Genomic DNA, 14,889 nt, shown 5'->3' with positions numbered 1-14,889 from the left:
CCATTATCCGGAGATCTGAGCCCTCACTTATTTCGTGCCAAAACCGAGCTCTTCTCCAGACACGGAAGTGCCCCTCCCTCAACAGTTGTTACTATCCCACCAGCTTCTTCAACAATAAGTGCACCTGCAGCAAAATCCCATGGGGACAATATCAGTTCAAAGTAAAGTTCTGCTCTTCCTGATGCTATAGAGCACAGGTCAAGAGCTGCTGAACCACTCCTTCTGATATCAAGACATTTCTGGAAATACTCATAAGCCAGTTCAAAAGAAGCTTTTGCAAGTTCCGTATTATAGGGAGAAGAGCCAAACAAAACAATACTGTTTTCCAGATCATCCGATGATACATGAATGGCATTTCCATTCATATATGCACCTTCACCGGAAATTGCACTGAAGGTTTCATCAAGATATGGATTATGCACCACTCCCAGATATCTTTTCCCGTTTCGGATCAGACCAACAGACACGCAGCTCATATGATAATCTTTAATAAAATTGGTAGTTCCATCAATTGGATCCACCACAAAAATATATTCCGCATTTCTGTCAATCCGGCAATCCTCTTCCTCTCCCAGAAATTCTGCTTCCGGAAGAATCTGCGACAGCCTGATTTGCAGTATTTCCTGGATTTTGCAGTCATATGCTGTAACAAAATTTGCTTTTCCTGCTTTGTCTTTAATCCCAAAATTATTTCTGTCTGCCTGAAGCATAACCTGTCCACACTCTTTTGCAGCGACAATGATTTCGTTTAATATTGTATGTATATCTTTCATTGATCCATCACTCCCCATCACAAATTATTATTGATGTTTACAAACCATTTATGTACATTTTACAGATTACTGTCTATCCAATCACATTTTTTTATATCGCTGATAATTATTTCTTCCTTCACTTTTCACTTTATAAAGTGCTTTATCCGCATGTCTGTATAATTCCATAAAAGTATTTCCGTCCTTTGGAGAAATCGCAACACCAGCACTTAATGTAATTCTGGCTTCTCCCAGCTCAGGTACAGATAAATTACGAACCTGCTCAAACAAACAGTTTATCCGTTCTTCTATGATTTCATTATTCTGTATATCCCGCATCAGGATAATAAATTCATCGCCGCCAATTCGACCTATAATATCCTGATCTCGGAACTGCATCTGAAACAAATTCCCAACCGCACTAAGGACCTTATCCCCAACAGCATGTCCATAAGTATCATTCACAGATTTAAAAAAGTCAATATCCAGAATCATAAAACCATGCATTTTACCATCTGACACAATTTCAGAAATAAGATTCTGCGTTGTTTCTTTATTGTACAAGCCAGTCAGAGAATCCCTCTGTGCACGTACCATCAGCTGTTCTTTTTCTTTCCTGCTTTTGCGGAGAATTGCCAGTATCAGAAGCAGGACAAGAATAGTAAAATATCCCAGAAAAGCAATCGCGTACTGATTGGCAAAGCTGTAATTACTTATAGCCAGGTTTGCAGGCACAATATAGGCAATCATCCAGTTATTCATCCCCAGCGGCATATATGCAAGAAAATAATCTGTTTTTTCATTCTTAACAACCTTAAACTGAGCAAAGCCTTCTTTCTCAGATTCAAAATCATCCTCTATCTTCTCTGCCCAATCATGCAGCTTTTCTTTTTTGTAATATTCAAACAAATTAGACTCTCTGGCAATCTTTATACTTTTATTAGAACTGTCATCACAGGATATAACCATCCCATTGCTTGACAGAATCAGGATATTTCCCTCTTTGCCAAACAGATTCTCAAAAAGCATCTTACCTATTGCAGATACATTACAAGAGCCTCCCAGGACTCCTATTACCTGTTCATTTTTATATACAGGCACTCCAAGAACTACTCTTATTTTCCCGTCAACACTGCTGTTTAAAGGTTCACTTAATGTCACCTTCCCATTCATAGCTTCTTTAAAATATCTCCGATGGGAAACGTTCTTAACATCCCCATTGTCATAATGGGATGTTCCATCAGGCTCTATCAATGCTACTCTTTCAAGATCCGTATGTTTTTGCAAGGAAACTATATCATTCAGATTTCTTTCTGAAAGTAATTCTTCTTCTCCCATTTCTTCCGCAATCTCACTCAGATACTGATAATGTATCTTCATAATCTCTCTCAAATGTTCGCTCTGTCTGGACACATTGGTTATCATAGATTTTTGCGAATTTTCTTTTACAGCATTCTGGATATTTACAAAGAAAACCAGAAAGCCGACAACTACCATAACAATAAACAGGCTGCTTACTTTAATGTAAAATCCCATCTGTGAATGCTTTATCTTCATATGCAGCACCTCCTGTTCAAAAACAGTTTCCTCTTAAATGTTTTTTAGTTACGCTAATGATAACATGAAACTATTTTAGCGTAAAGTCGAAACTCCTTACAGTTAATCTCATCCTCAAATAACAATGTTACTGGATTTTGATATATATACAAAAAGACTCTCTGCACTTTATTCACCGATCTGCAGAAAGTCCTTTTCATGGTTATTTGTGATGTTTCGCTTCCTCTTCTTCCACCAGCCGTGATGTTTCTTCTGACGGAGCTGAGATTACAGCTGCCGCTACAATTTCGCAGGGTGGATTTCCCTTTACAGCATCTACTGCAGCTTTTACTGCTGCTACGTCACCGCTTAAGAATACGGTTGCATGGCCTCCGCACTTGGTATGCCAGGTACGGAATTCCACTTCTGATGTTTTCAGCATCTGGTCAAGGACAACGACTGCATTACAGCTTCCCAGAACCTCCACTAATCCTAATGCTCCATATGACATCTTCTATATCCTCCTGACATGTTCTATTTGTTAATGGTCATCTTGAGTGCCACTTCAGTATCTGCCGTAGGTGCTGCGATCACAGTGTGGGAAACAATCTTACCCAGTGGTCTGGCTGTCTCCAATGCCACTTCCATTGCAGCATTTACATCGGAAACACTGCCACGCATTTTGACACATGCCCCACTTTTCAGTCGATTTCGTTCCACACTCTGAATTGTTACGTTTGCAGCCTTGGATGCTGCATCAAGAGCGACAAAGCAAGCTACCAGGTTATCCAGTTCAAACACCCCAACCGCCATACCATCATAGTTTTTTGCCATTTTATCCTCCTTACACGACGGGAACATGGTTTTCCCGACTGTTTTCTTTTATACCAGTATACCTTGTTTTCACTATATTTACAAGTCGTTTTCTGCTAGAATCTCATAAAATTTCACAAAACACAACACAATCCCACATTTTTCAGGAGATATGACCGTTGGATTATTTCTTTTTTACTATTTCCATAAATTCCCTCTTTTATAATTAGTCACAAGCTTTCAAGCAGTTCTGATCTCAAATTATCCAATACTGTGACATGCTCCCACCACTTAAATCCCAGATTTTGAAGTGGGGGCTTCTTGCTCAATGACTCTACTGAGCCAAGTATCTACAAGCTATCCTCGCGTGCCCCGCGATTCTTTTTGCCCGGACACGGGCGTATTTTCTTACTTATTGTCCGGATATGGACAGTTTATACTGCCAGCATCCTTCTTGCCTCTTCACGGATATTGATCGCTGCATTTCGATCTCTGTCCATCTCATTTCCACACATGCAGCGGTATACTCTTTCGGATAATCTCAGCTCTTTTTTTATCTTTCTGCATTTTTTGCTTGAAGGGAAAAAGCGGTCTATCTTTACTAATTTCTTTCCCTTCCAGGCAAGCTTATAATCCAGCATATTCCGGAATATCCCGTATCCATTATCCTGTACACTTTTTCCAAAATGCAGGCACTGGCCCATCGCTTTCATATCAATATCTTCTACCGCGACTATATCGTACTGGTCTGTAATCCTGCGGCTCAGTTTATGCAGATAATCCTTTCTCTGGTTTCGTATTTTTTCATGGCACCTGGCAACTTTCTTTTTCTGCCGCACATAATTGCGGCTTTCTTTTACACATCTCGACAGTTTACGCTGCTCCCTTGCCAGCCTTTTTTCATTTCTTCTGAAGAATCCTGCTTTTTCAAGTTCAATCTCTTCTGAAAACACTGCCATCCCCTGCATCGCATAATCAATTCCCAGTATTTTGGCATTGCTGTAATCATTATCTGCTGCTTGGTTTTCGCAGCTGTATCCTTCATACAGCAGACTTGCAAAATACTTTCCGGACGGCTCCATACTGACTGTCACTGATTTCAGACAGCAGTTTTCTGCAGGCTCCCTGTGTTTTTTCATGGAGATCCATTTTAATTTGGGAAGCCGGATCCGCTTATCTTCTACCAGAATATTTCCGTTGACTACATTTGTTGTGTAGCTGTTTTTGGAGTGATGTTTTGACTTGAAACGTGGAAATCCAACCTTGGGATCACGGAAAAATTTCTTATATACTTTCTCCAAATGAAGCTGAACATTTGCCAGTGCCAGCGAATCTACTTCTTTCAGAAATGAATACTCCTTTTTATACATGGCTGGTGTATTTTTTAACAGTTTTTTCGTCTTTTTATACTCCCGGATCTTGTCATTAAGCATCTGGTTATACAGAAAACGGCAGCAGCCAAATGTTTTTCCCAGAAGTATCTTCTGTTCTTCTGTTGGATAGATCCGGAAACGATATGCTATGTTCAATGCTTTTTCTCTCCCTGGGTTTCGATGTATTGACGGATTACTTCAGCTGGTGCGCCTCCTGCCGTCAAAAGGCAGAAACTCTGACTCCAGAATGCTTCTTTCCAAAGTTTTTCCCGGATTTCCGGATACTCTTTTTTCAGCAGCCTGCTGCTGGCACTTTTATATGCATTGATAAATTTACTGAGTTCCGTTTTAGGCTGTGCACGAAACATTACATGCACATGGTCAATACCATGAATCGCATTGCAGAACGAGTGTTCTTTTCTGTTTTTTTTGCAATTCATCTCCCACCTATAGAGGAAGGAGAATTCTTGCTATATATTATGTTAAATTTTGTCTAAATCCTCAATATTCTCAGGATATTCCATATTTGAATATAATTTCAGCTGCAACTGCAATATTCTGTTATACTCCTCGCAGCCAGGTTCCAAAACCCTTCTTTGCTCATACAATTTGTGATCTTCTTCACTCATCTTCACATTAAAGCTTTCCTGAGTATGGAACTGGATTTCAATACGATAGTTACGTGAATTTTTAAACTTGGCATTTACACCATTATATGGAAAGCTGTCATTGACCCAATAATTTTTCAATGAATAGATTTTCCAGTTTTTCTCATACAGAGCATCTGTCACAGAACGTATCTGTTCAACATAATTTTTCGGCTCCAGTATCACTGTATAACGAATAACATCCGCTATTGAATCAAAAAAAGATTTCTCTACTCTCTGATAGAGCTTATTATATAAGGACTTCGGTGATTTTACTCTATATTCTAATCCCGCAAGTACTGCGTTGTTTGTCTTTGCAAAGTCCACAAGAAACTTGGTGATCTCAAACTCTGTAGACAGATAATCCGCATAAAACACTCTTTCTTCAAAAGAGAGTTTATGAAAAAGTTCTATATCTTCTTCTGTCCATGATTCTTCAATTTCTTTATTAAGATAGATCTTCTCTGAATTTTCAGCAGGCAGAACACATTTGAGTTCTATGGAATCAATGCCAAAAAGACTGGCTTTATCACCCGACCCATGAGTCAGACTTCTGAAAATCTTTTCAAAATTATTGGTAATTAAATTTACTTTTCTTTCAATCAATGCATAGGCGGAATCCGAGCCGCCTGCTTCTATCACAAGTTTACCATCTTTAACAGTGATGCTTCTTACCACATTTCTTTCAACAAATCCAACAATCTCTTCCGAATTATATTTATCAAAAGCCTCATAATCCAGGTCAGGATTTATGTTTTTCAATTCTGCAAGCTGATTTCCAACCACAAGAACTGCTGCCAGACCCTTCAATCTGACAGTTTTTTTATTGTCTAATGCCAAAATTTCTTCCAGTTGATTTATATCATCACTATTATCTCCAATAAAACGCAGCATACTGATTATGGCATGTTTATGTATCTCTGACGGAAATTCAAATATATCTCCATATTCTTCTATCAGACACGCACTGAACAAAACATGATATTTACTCATGATCTGCAGGAATGTAAGCGATTGAGTCTGCTTTTGAATTCCCAGTTTGCTTATATATTTATTCATAATTTCCTGATTTAAACCAAATCCGGTATGAGCAAACAGAGCCGCCATCAAAAGACAGTAGCACTCATCTTCATTCAAATCTTCCAGCTGCTGTCTGTCCATGATTAAATCGCAAAATTCTGCAATATCTATAAAATGCATAATAGAATAATCAGAAATATTGGGATATATCTTTTTATATTTTTCCAGCATTCTCTGAACCACTGTACAGTTATCTCTGTAATTCTCATATAATTTTTTTGATTTTGTAAGTAAATTTTCCGAACACCTGTTAACTATCATTTGAATTATTCTCCATCCATTGTATTACTTATTTTTCCTGCCGGACTTTCTTTTTTGAATCTTCCCTTACTGTATCCCTCAGTTCTTTCATATATTCCGAAAAGCTGCATTCTTTATTTCCGTATGTCATCTGAAGATCATATTCCAGTGGAATCCAGGTAGAAAGGTCAGCCTCATTATGCTGAATAAGCGCTTCCAGTTTGTCCAGTGCCTTATATATTTTTGCTTCCAATGTCTCCAAAGCTTCCATTTCAGCAAATAGCCCTTTCAAATCCCTGCGGTATGGTTCCGGCAAAGCATCCAATAGTTTATCCATCACATAAGCTTCATGATCTGAATCAGCAGATGTTTTATCAAATGCCGGAATATCTCCTGTAATCGCCTCCCCCATATCATGGAATATGCACATCTGTATTACCTTATCAATATCCGCTTCCGGAAATTCATCCCGCACAAAATAAGCCATTACAGCAAGTCTCCAGCTATGCTCTGCAACACTCTCATGTTTCACTTTCACAGGGTTATTTCTGGGACAGTCTATCTGACTGCCTCAGATAACCCTTTTTCTTTTGCCTCACGTTCCGCCTTTTCACGCTCATATTTGCGACGCATATAAGTACGGTTCCATGCACGCTTACGGCGTTTGCGGTCTTCTTCTTTTATCTGTTCAGGTGTAAGCTCCGGCATCGGAACATCCAGCTTACCCACATACTTGAGATAAATATCAATCTGCTGAATTCTGTCACCGGTTGATTTGTCTGCTTCGTGTACCACGATTTTATCAACAAACTCATGAATCATAGGAGTAGTAAGTTCTGTGAAATCTGTGTATCGGTGTACAAGTTCAATAAACTTATCTACATTATCAGCATTCTCCTGATAGTCATTAAAAGTCTTTTCTAAAGCATCTACTGATAATTCCAATTCATTTTGTTCCGTTTCGTAGTCAGCCAAAAGCATTTCAAACCGCTTGTCACTTAGCTTCCCATTTACATTGTCCTCATAGATTTTCTTAATGAGGGTATTTAATTCTTTGATACGTTTCTGCTCTCTGGAAAGACGTTTTTTCAGTGCTTTGGCTTCGCTTTCCTGTTGAAGCTCCGTAGCACTGCGAACCTTTTCGATAAACTCGGATTCATGCTCCATCACATAAGTGCTGGTAGCTTTAATAACTTCCAAAAGCAAATCCCTGATAACATCCGTGCGGACATGATGCTGTGTGCATCTGTTTTCAAACTTGCTCTTTGCCTTACTGTAGGTGGAGCAGGTGTAATTGTCCTGTGCATTGGTGTACTTTCCGGTAGGATTACCATCCTTATCCCTCTTTTCATAACCGCCGGTGCGGTGGTTGAACATCTTAGCACCGCAGTCAGCACAATATACCAGTCCGGTCAGAGGATTGATGTCACCTTTCTTGGTGGGACGGTGCTTGGTTTCACGGATTTTCTGAACAGTAAGCCATGTTTCTTCGTCCACAATCGCTTCCTGAGTATTCTCAAAGATAACCCAGTCCTCCGGTGAATTATGCACAGAATGTTTATCCTTGTAGGATTCCTTTTTGGTACGGAAATTTACTGTATGCCCCATATATTCAGGTTTTCTTACAAGGTCTGAAATCGTAGAAGCAGTCCAAGTGAATGGTCTGTTCATGTCACAGCTTCCCCGACAGGTTCCAAGTCCCTGCTTTGCAAGATAATAGGAAGGTCTTTCAACCTTTTCATCCTTCAGAATCCTTGCCACCTGCATCGGTCCGTTTCCCTCAATGATAAGCTGATAAATACGTCTTACCACTGTGGCAGCCTCTTCATCAATAATCCAATGGTCTGGGTCATCAGGGTCTTTCTTGTACCCGTAAATTGCGTTGCTTGTCAGATGTTTTCCATCCATTCCCTTATTATGAAGTACGGATTTGATTTTCCGGCTGGTATCACGTACATACCACTCATTCATAATGTTAAGAAATGGGGCAAATTCGTTACTGCCATCGTTTAGAGCACTGTCCACATTGTTGGAAATGGCAATAAATCGCACATTTTTCTTTCGAAACAGCACTTCCGTATAAAAGCCTACTTCAAGGTAATTACGTCCGATACGGCTCATATCCTTTACGATAACGCATCCTACAGTGCCATCTTCAATATCCGCAAGCATACGCTTCCAGTCAGGTCTGTCAAAATTGGTTCCCGACCAGCCATCATCCGTATAGTGACGTAGGTTGACAAATCCCTGCTCGGTTGCAAATTTCTCCAACATTTTCTTCTGATTTATAATACTGTTGCTGTCACCACTCAGTTCATCATCACGGGATAATCTCTCGTAGAGTGCAGTGATTTTGTTAAGTTCCGGTTGTTTTGTTTTCATAAGATTCTCCTTTCAAAACAAACAACCAGCTTATCTGTGGTTTTATTCTACCACGAATAAGCTGGTTTGTGTAAAAATAATTATTGTCTCACTAATAGGAGAAATCCGAAAGAAAATCGGAACTGTTTTGTAAAACTTATAAATTTTAATTCCCCCGAATTCGGGGGAATTAGAAAAATGCAATTGAATTACTTCAATACCTTTGGATTTTGTTCTTCCAAAATGGACATTTGATGTATGGCAATCTTATTTAATTTTATCAGACGTTCTTTCTGACTTAATCCGTCTTCAATCAAAACTGCATTGATATTTTCCATGTTGGAAAGACAAATCAATTCATTAATGCTAGCATAATCTCTGATATTCCCCTTTTTGTCAGGATGTTCTTCACGCCACTGCTTGGCAGTCATACCAAACAATGCCATATTTAATACATCTGCTTCGGATGCATAGATTACAGAGGTCTGCTGTGGTGTAAGCTCAGCTGGAATCAGATTTGTTTTTATGGCATCTGTATGTATTCGGTAATTGATTTTTGCCAGCTCTCTTTTCGCACTCCAGCCAAGTAAAGCTTGTTCTTTCTTTTTTAACCGTTCAAATTCCTTAATCAGATACAGCTTAAACTGAGGAGATACCCAACTTGCAAACTCAAATGCAATATCCTTGTATGCGTATGTTCCACCATATCGTCCAGCTTTAGCTATGATACCTTTTGAATTGGTTCTGGTTACCCATTGCTTAACCGACATAATGAAACGATTCAGACCAGCTTCCTGCATAATTTCTTCATATGCATGGATATCAAAATCTTCGTTATACATTTCTTCCCATATACCAAGAAATTCTATTGTATTTTTATTACGAAGCCACTTCTCAATCAATGCCGGTCCGTTATCAATTTTTCGCACCATATCTGTTAAAGAAATATAATCATCTTCTTCAATCTGTAATACCTGTATTTCAGTACCATCGACATTGAGTTTTTCCATAAATCAGCCGTCCTTTCTTTATTCTTTATCCTTCGCCCGGCTCTTATACACATTATACTGGTTCTTGCATTTGCCGCTGCAGAATACGCTGTTTGGTCTGTTGGCAATAAAAGCATTGCCACAATGCTTACATACCCGGAGTGTGGATTTTTCATCGGTAAGCATAAAGGAAAACATCATCTGCACACCAAGTAAGAGGGAGTGGAAATCCCAGACAATGGTAGGTCGGTCAAGCAGCTCTATGTGATAGGTTGGTGCAATACCGCCAAATGCCGCCATGCCCTGACGGTAAAGCTGTTTTTGCATATCATCCAGCATGTCAAAGTCCTGATAGTAGAGAAAGCTTGACATAAAGGTAAATGCCCAGTCTTTAAATAAAGTCACAAGCCAGTCATACCGTTCTGCATATTCTTTCTGGAAACTCATCATTACTGCCTGCGATTTGTTTTTCATGGTCATAATCAGTGCCATCATCTGCACATCGTCCGTACTCCATGAAGATTCCATCCCTTTTTTTACAAAATCAATCTTATCAAAGGGAAAGAAGTAAGAAAGATATTTTTCCGTAGTCATGCTTTCCTCTTTGATGAAATGGTTCTTCGGCAAATATACCGCATGGTAGGTAATAAAGTCCGGTGTGGTAGGAAGTGCTGTCATAAATCCAAGCAGTCCGTAACAGGTAACAAAATCCATAATGGCACTCTGCAAACGTTCCTGTGTATTATTTTTGTCCATGCACATCAATCCAAGGTTTACCGCCTTTAATACAATCTGCTCCGAATCCTTTAGCGGATTATAAAGAGACACTTTCGCATCCGGTGAAGGTGTGATGTACAACGTACCTTCTTTATCTTCCTTCCATTCATATTTGTCATAACGTGCCCAGTTGGAGCTGGTTCTCTTAAATAGGTTACTCATAAAAGCCTCCAATCTGTCTGCTCTAAAATGTAATCTGTATCATTGGAAAATATATTACTATCATACCAAGCATGTCCTACAAGGTCAAATGGTATTTGTGATTTCTTTCGTTTTCTTATTCTTTTTATCCGTAATCAGTGACCGATAGGTATCATAAAAAATCTGCTCCGTCTTCGTAAGGGAAATGTGATTATCCACTCTGTTTTGTAGTGCCTGCATAAAGGATTTACGAAGCTTTTTTAACATGGTGTCACGGATTTTTCGGATATTTCTGTCGGTCTGCTCTCTACATGCTGCAATTAACTGGCAGGAGTATCCCTTAATGGCAAGCTGATATAAAAGCTCCTTCTGTACATCTTTTAACGCAAAGATTGCTTTAGAAATATCCTCGTCTGTTACCAGCTCATGTATTTCAAAGGGGCAGTCATAAATGGCATCAAGGAAATCCCCTTTCAGTATCTGCTTCCAGAAAACATGCCGGATGGGAGCAGGAATTACAATCTCATCCGGTGACATTCCCCATTCAAGGGGAACATCCGATCTTCCTATTTCATGGTAGCGTTCCTTACGTTCCCGGTTGGCATCAAACCTGTTCCACCATGTAACCACATTTGCAAATTCCTCCTCGGTTCTGGCAGAATCCTCAAGACGTGTCAGTGCTTCCTGTTCCAGTTCACGTTTCAGCTTGTTTCTTGTTGATGCTTCCGGTATCCCTGATACTTTCGGCTCATTTTCCATCTCAAGTTCTATTTCAAGAATAGCGGCATTCTCCCGTTCAAGGGCATCCGTCAGGTCATCTTCCGGCATGTCTTCTTCAAAATAATCATTTGTACATTCCTTCAACAGGGATTCACCACCTTTCAAAAAATATTTTCAAAACTTTTATAAAAAACAGTTCCGTTTTGGGACTGCATTTCTCCTATAGGTGAGGAAGTAATCTTATTTATCGAAAAAAGATTACTTAATACCATAAGAAAGGAGCCGGATTTTATGAAGATTTGTCTTATCCGTTGTCGCAGTCCGTCAAAGATACTTTGATTATAGCAAACATATGTTCACATTTCAAGGAGGAGGTGAAATAATTATGGAGCAGACAGCAAGTAAAGAGCAGGCGATGTCCTCTTTTACCAAAAGAAAAGGACAGACCACCTATAAGGTAAATGTGTTTTTCGCAGAGAATACTACAGCTACCTTTGAGGATAAGCTTTTGCATCTGATGGCAAATGATATTGCCAACCGGAAGCAGGGTATACCGGATGCAGAGTAATTGTTGCACAAATCAATTGTTTTTAAGCTGATATTTCATCAGCAGGAAGGAGTTTTGTATGGGTAAATCAACCAAAACCTATGAAGAAAGAATCCAGGAGAAGGATTTAAGGATCGAGAAGCTGGCACAGGAACTGAAGCGTTATGAGGCACAAAAGAAGCAGCTGGAGAAACGAAAGAAGGAGGAAGAACGGAAAATCCGTACCCACCGTCTGATTGAAATTGGTGCGGCGGTGGAGTCAGTTCTTGGAAGATGTATTGAGCTGGAAGAAATCCCTAAGCTGATTGCATTTCTAAATAAGCAGGAAGCCAACGGGAAATTTTTCTCCAAAGCAATGCAAAAAGGTCCGGATACAGATATGAAAAAAGAGGAAGTTGGGGAGTCAGGAGTTTCCTGATTCCCTTCTCTTTTTAGGGAGAAGGGCGCACTTATAGACAGGCAGAGCCTGTCTATTGCGCGCGCTCTGCGAGGCTTATGGGAAGCATCTGGGTTTTAAAAGATAAACTTTCGGAACGGTCTGCTTCCCATAGGAAGAACCCCTCCGGCGTTCTTCCACATAAGAATATGCACTTTTAACGAAGGAGGATATGCACTATGTCAATTTATCATTGCAGTATCAAAATCATTAGCAGGAGTGATGGAAAATCGGCAGTTGCTTCTTCTGCCTACCGCTCCGGCGAAAAGCTCATGGATGACCGCACAGGTCTTGTTCATGACTTTACGAAAAAGCGTGGAGTTGTATTTACAGAAGTTGCACTTCCGGCACATGCTCCGCCGGAATATGCTGACCGGAATGTATTATGGAATGCGGTGGAAAAGGCAGAAAAGAAATCCAACGCACAGCTTGCGAGAGAGATAGAAGTGGCACTTCCAAAGGAGCTTTCAAGGGAATGTCAGATTGAAATTGTAAGAAGGTATGTGCAGGATAATTTTGTTTCCGTTGGCATGTGTGCCGACTGGGCATTGCATGATAAGGGTGATGGCAACCCCCATGCTCACATTATGCTGACCATGCGTGGCATCAAACCCGATGGCACATGGGCACAGAAGGAAAAGAAGATTTATGCCCTTGATGAAGACGGAAACCGCATTCCACTCATTGACCCTGCTACCGGAGAGCAGAAGCTTGGTAAACGGAATGAAAAGCTTTGGAAACGCATTACTGTAGAACCAAATGACTGGAACGAACACAGTAAAGCAGAAATCTGGAGAAAATCATGGGCAGATATCTGTAACGAATATCTGTCTTTGGAACAGCAGATTGACCACAGAAGTTACAAACGGCAGGAGCTGGATTTAGAGCCTACCATCCACGAAGGGTATCGTGCCCGCAAGATGGAGAAGGCAGGCTTTGTTTCTAATCGGTGCGAATACAACCGGATTGTAAAAGCTATCAATTCACTTAAGACAAAATGGTTACAGACAGTCCGTGAATTACAACAGACCATTATAGAGAAAGGACGTTTTTTATATGAACGAATTGCAGGATACCTTGGAGGAAATCATGAAGATTTTTTCCTCACAGGAAGAGATGCTGGACATCATGGAGGAACAGCAGAAGGAGTTGGATTTTCTTCGGAATACGATTCAGAAGCAGGACGAATTGCTGAAGAAATTGAACGAAGAGAATGCCAAGCTGTCGGCAGAGAATCAGGAATTAGCCGGACAGAATCTGCGATTGCAAACACAGAATCAGCAATTGCAGAAATTATGCAAAGAGTAAAAGAGAAAGCGAGGGAACGAGATGAACGAATCAGAAAACTTAAAGAACGAAGACGACTTGTTGAGTCTGTCGGAGACACTTATGGAGGAGAACGAAACTTACCGTCATCGGATAAATCAGTTGGAGAATCAGATACAGACGCATTTATCCGACAGGCAAAAGCTGAAATCGCAGATACAATCCATGCAATCAACTCTGGACGCAATAGCGCAAGAGAATCAGAACTTGAACGCTCATATCGCCAGATTAGCAGAGAGCGATTTGGTACTGGTGGAGAACGAGAAGTTGAAAAAGGAAAATCAGCAGGTGCTGGCAGAGAAAGAGAAGGCTCAGAGAATCTTCGCAGAAGCCGAGAAAAAGGCAGAGAACGCTAATGTTGTCTTAATGAAAGCGAAGGCATTGGAAGCTGATTTTAACAATCATATTTCCGTTGAAGCTAAGCATATCCGCAAGCAAGTAAAAGCAGATATGCAAATACAGTTACAGGAAAAGTTGCGAACGCAAACCGCTACACTTGGCGTATGGACATGGGTAATTGCTTTTATCAGCATTGTTCAAACTGGTTATATCTTTTTTGTCAACAAAGATGTAGTTGCCACCATACCTGATTGGTTTCTGAATCGTGGCAGGAATGTGATGAACATTTCAAATTTGCTTTGTAGGGTGTATCAGTGGTGCTATGAATATCTGGCTCAGTATGTCCATTCCTATGTGGCAGTTGGTATTATTGCTTTAGTGTCTGTTGGGATTGCGGCAGGTGTATTTGTACTTGCGAAAATAGCATTTGACAGGATTACAGAAAAGTGTGATGACCGATGGCAATATTACAAAAACACTGGTGTTGCAGAACTTAGAAAGGCTGTGTCCGTAGCACTTTGTGTTATCAGTGTTACATTGTCAATGTTATCTGTTTCACTGATTCCGGTAGATATTAATGTGCTAAGCTGGTGGCTTATTCTTTCGGCAGGTCTGAATTTTTTGTATCATGGCAGTTGTAAGGGCAGTTACCATTAATGCATAAAAGTACTCCCATGGGCAGATGAAATCTGCTCACGGGAGAGTAATACAAAGGCGGTTCAAATTGTTAAGGAAACAATCGGAGTTGGTGTAAACGAAAAAGCAGTCTTGCGGTTTTATAAAACTGCCCTTTCGTTTACATCAATTTCGAT

General features: G+C 40.1%; 16 protein-coding genes. 4 read left to right on the top strand and 12 right to left on the bottom strand.

Going from position 1 to position 14,889, the window contains the following annotated elements; all coding sequences use genetic code 11:
* Positions 1 to 23: 23 nt before the first annotated feature.
* The 12 genes from ACTNC6_RS12895 to ACTNC6_RS12840 form a co-directional block, all read right to left on the bottom strand.
* Positions 24 to 773: an inositol monophosphatase family protein gene (locus ACTNC6_RS12895; RefSeq protein ID WP_441035361.1), complete on the bottom strand. Its 750-nt coding sequence runs from the start codon at positions 771 to 773 to the stop codon at positions 24 to 26.
* Between the two features lie 81 nt (positions 774 to 854).
* Entirely contained in the window at positions 855 to 2,309 is a 1,455-nt protein-coding gene (locus tag ACTNC6_RS12890; protein WP_441044283.1) for a diguanylate cyclase, read from the bottom strand.
* A 202-nt stretch (positions 2,310 to 2,511) separates the two neighbouring features.
* Entirely contained in the window at positions 2,512 to 2,799 is a 288-nt protein-coding gene (locus ACTNC6_RS12885) for a BMC domain-containing protein (RefSeq protein ID WP_441035364.1), read from the bottom strand.
* A 23-nt stretch (positions 2,800 to 2,822) separates the two neighbouring features.
* Positions 2,823 to 3,122, bottom strand: coding sequence for a BMC domain-containing protein (locus ACTNC6_RS12880; RefSeq protein WP_441035366.1), 300 nt, complete (start codon positions 3,120 to 3,122; stop codon positions 2,823 to 2,825).
* A 413-nt stretch (positions 3,123 to 3,535) separates the two neighbouring features.
* A complete protein-coding gene (locus ACTNC6_RS12875; protein WP_441035367.1) occupies positions 3,536 to 4,630 on the bottom strand; it encodes an RNA-guided endonuclease TnpB family protein in 1,095 nt (364 codons plus the stop codon).
* On the bottom strand, positions 4,627 to 4,914 hold the full coding sequence (gene tnpA, locus ACTNC6_RS12870) for an IS200/IS605 family transposase (protein WP_441035369.1): 288 nt from the start codon (positions 4,912 to 4,914) through the stop codon (positions 4,627 to 4,629). The genes ACTNC6_RS12875 and tnpA overlap by 4 nt, the downstream gene beginning before the upstream one ends.
* Before the next feature lie 42 nt (positions 4,915 to 4,956).
* The gene (locus ACTNC6_RS12865) at positions 4,957 to 6,462 is read right to left on the bottom strand and encodes an HD domain-containing protein (protein ID WP_441044282.1); all 1,506 of its coding nucleotides are present in this window, start codon (positions 6,460 to 6,462) and stop codon (positions 4,957 to 4,959) included.
* A 28-nt stretch (positions 6,463 to 6,490) separates the two neighbouring features.
* Positions 6,491 to 6,973, bottom strand: a complete 483-nt coding sequence (locus tag ACTNC6_RS12860; RefSeq protein WP_441044326.1) for an HD domain-containing protein — start codon at positions 6,971 to 6,973, stop codon at positions 6,491 to 6,493.
* A 26-nt stretch (positions 6,974 to 6,999) separates the two neighbouring features.
* On the bottom strand, positions 7,000 to 8,823 hold the full coding sequence (locus ACTNC6_RS12855) for a recombinase family protein (RefSeq protein ID WP_238297847.1): 1,824 nt from the start codon (positions 8,821 to 8,823) through the stop codon (positions 7,000 to 7,002).
* A 188-nt stretch (positions 8,824 to 9,011) separates the two neighbouring features.
* The gene (locus ACTNC6_RS12850; protein ID WP_238297848.1) at positions 9,012 to 9,812 is read right to left on the bottom strand and encodes a KilA-N domain-containing protein; all 801 of its coding nucleotides are present in this window, start codon (positions 9,810 to 9,812) and stop codon (positions 9,012 to 9,014) included.
* 18 nt (positions 9,813 to 9,830) lie between these two features.
* Positions 9,831 to 10,730, bottom strand: a complete 900-nt coding sequence (locus ACTNC6_RS12845; RefSeq protein ID WP_238297849.1) for a hypothetical protein — start codon at positions 10,728 to 10,730, stop codon at positions 9,831 to 9,833.
* An 84-nt stretch (positions 10,731 to 10,814) separates the two neighbouring features.
* Complete coding sequence (locus tag ACTNC6_RS12840) at positions 10,815 to 11,573, bottom strand: hypothetical protein (protein WP_346793721.1); 759 nt, start codon at positions 11,571 to 11,573, stop codon at positions 10,815 to 10,817.
* A 241-nt stretch (positions 11,574 to 11,814) separates the two neighbouring features.
* Between ACTNC6_RS12840 and ACTNC6_RS12835 the strand changes: the two genes are divergently transcribed.
* The 4 genes from ACTNC6_RS12835 (at position 11,815) to ACTNC6_RS12820 (ending at position 14,734) form a co-directional block, all read left to right on the top strand.
* On the top strand, positions 11,815 to 11,997 hold the full coding sequence (locus ACTNC6_RS12835) for a transposon-encoded TnpW family protein (protein ID WP_238297851.1): 183 nt from the start codon (positions 11,815 to 11,817) through the stop codon (positions 11,995 to 11,997).
* A 58-nt stretch (positions 11,998 to 12,055) separates the two neighbouring features.
* Complete coding sequence (locus tag ACTNC6_RS12830; RefSeq protein ID WP_238297852.1) at positions 12,056 to 12,394, top strand: DUF3847 domain-containing protein; 339 nt, start codon at positions 12,056 to 12,058, stop codon at positions 12,392 to 12,394.
* A gap of 197 nt (positions 12,395 to 12,591) precedes the next feature.
* On the top strand, positions 12,592 to 14,094 hold the full coding sequence (gene mobQ / locus ACTNC6_RS12825; RefSeq protein WP_238297853.1) for a MobQ family relaxase: 1,503 nt from the start codon (positions 12,592 to 12,594) through the stop codon (positions 14,092 to 14,094).
* Positions 14,006 to 14,734, top strand: a complete 729-nt coding sequence (locus ACTNC6_RS12820; RefSeq protein WP_238297854.1) for a hypothetical protein — start codon at positions 14,006 to 14,008, stop codon at positions 14,732 to 14,734. Before mobQ ends, ACTNC6_RS12820 begins: the two co-directional genes overlap by 89 nt.
* Positions 14,735 to 14,889: the final 155 nt, after the last annotated feature.

This window comes from Blautia sp. HCP3S3_C4 (genome assembly GCF_052064095.1).
In the GTDB taxonomy this organism is placed as follows: domain Bacteria; phylum Bacillota; class Clostridia; order Lachnospirales; family Lachnospiraceae; genus Blautia_A.
The sequence above is the reverse complement of the archived record's forward strand: the minus strand, read 5'-3'. Positions and strand labels throughout refer to the sequence as shown.

Coding starts and splice junctions, on each gene's coding strand:
- ACTNC6_RS12895 (WP_441035361.1), bottom strand. CDS start 773: ATGAAAGATATACATACAATATTAAACGAAATCATTGTCGCTGCAAAA.
- ACTNC6_RS12890 (WP_441044283.1), bottom strand. CDS start 2,309: ATGAAGATAAAGCATTCACAGATGGGATTTTACATTAAAGTAAGCAGC.
- ACTNC6_RS12885 (WP_441035364.1), bottom strand. CDS start 2,799: ATGTCATATGGAGCATTAGGATTAGTGGAGGTTCTGGGAAGCTGTAAT.
- ACTNC6_RS12880 (WP_441035366.1), bottom strand. CDS start 3,122: ATGGCAAAAAACTATGATGGTATGGCGGTTGGGGTGTTTGAACTGGAT.
- tnpA (WP_441035369.1), bottom strand. CDS start 4,914: ATGAATTGCAAAAAAAACAGAAAAGAACACTCGTTCTGCAATGCGATT.
- ACTNC6_RS12865 (WP_441044282.1), bottom strand. CDS start 6,462: ATGATAGTTAACAGGTGTTCGGAAAATTTACTTACAAAATCAAAAAAA.
- ACTNC6_RS12855 (WP_238297847.1), bottom strand. CDS start 8,823: ATGAAAACAAAACAACCGGAACTTAACAAAATCACTGCACTCTACGAG.
- ACTNC6_RS12850 (WP_238297848.1), bottom strand. CDS start 9,812: ATGGAAAAACTCAATGTCGATGGTACTGAAATACAGGTATTACAGATT.
- ACTNC6_RS12845 (WP_238297849.1), bottom strand. CDS start 10,730: ATGAGTAACCTATTTAAGAGAACCAGCTCCAACTGGGCACGTTATGAC.
- ACTNC6_RS12835 (WP_238297851.1), top strand. CDS start 11,815: ATGGAGCAGACAGCAAGTAAAGAGCAGGCGATGTCCTCTTTTACCAAA.
- ACTNC6_RS12830 (WP_238297852.1), top strand. CDS start 12,056: ATGGGTAAATCAACCAAAACCTATGAAGAAAGAATCCAGGAGAAGGAT.
- mobQ (WP_238297853.1), top strand. CDS start 12,592: ATGTCAATTTATCATTGCAGTATCAAAATCATTAGCAGGAGTGATGGA.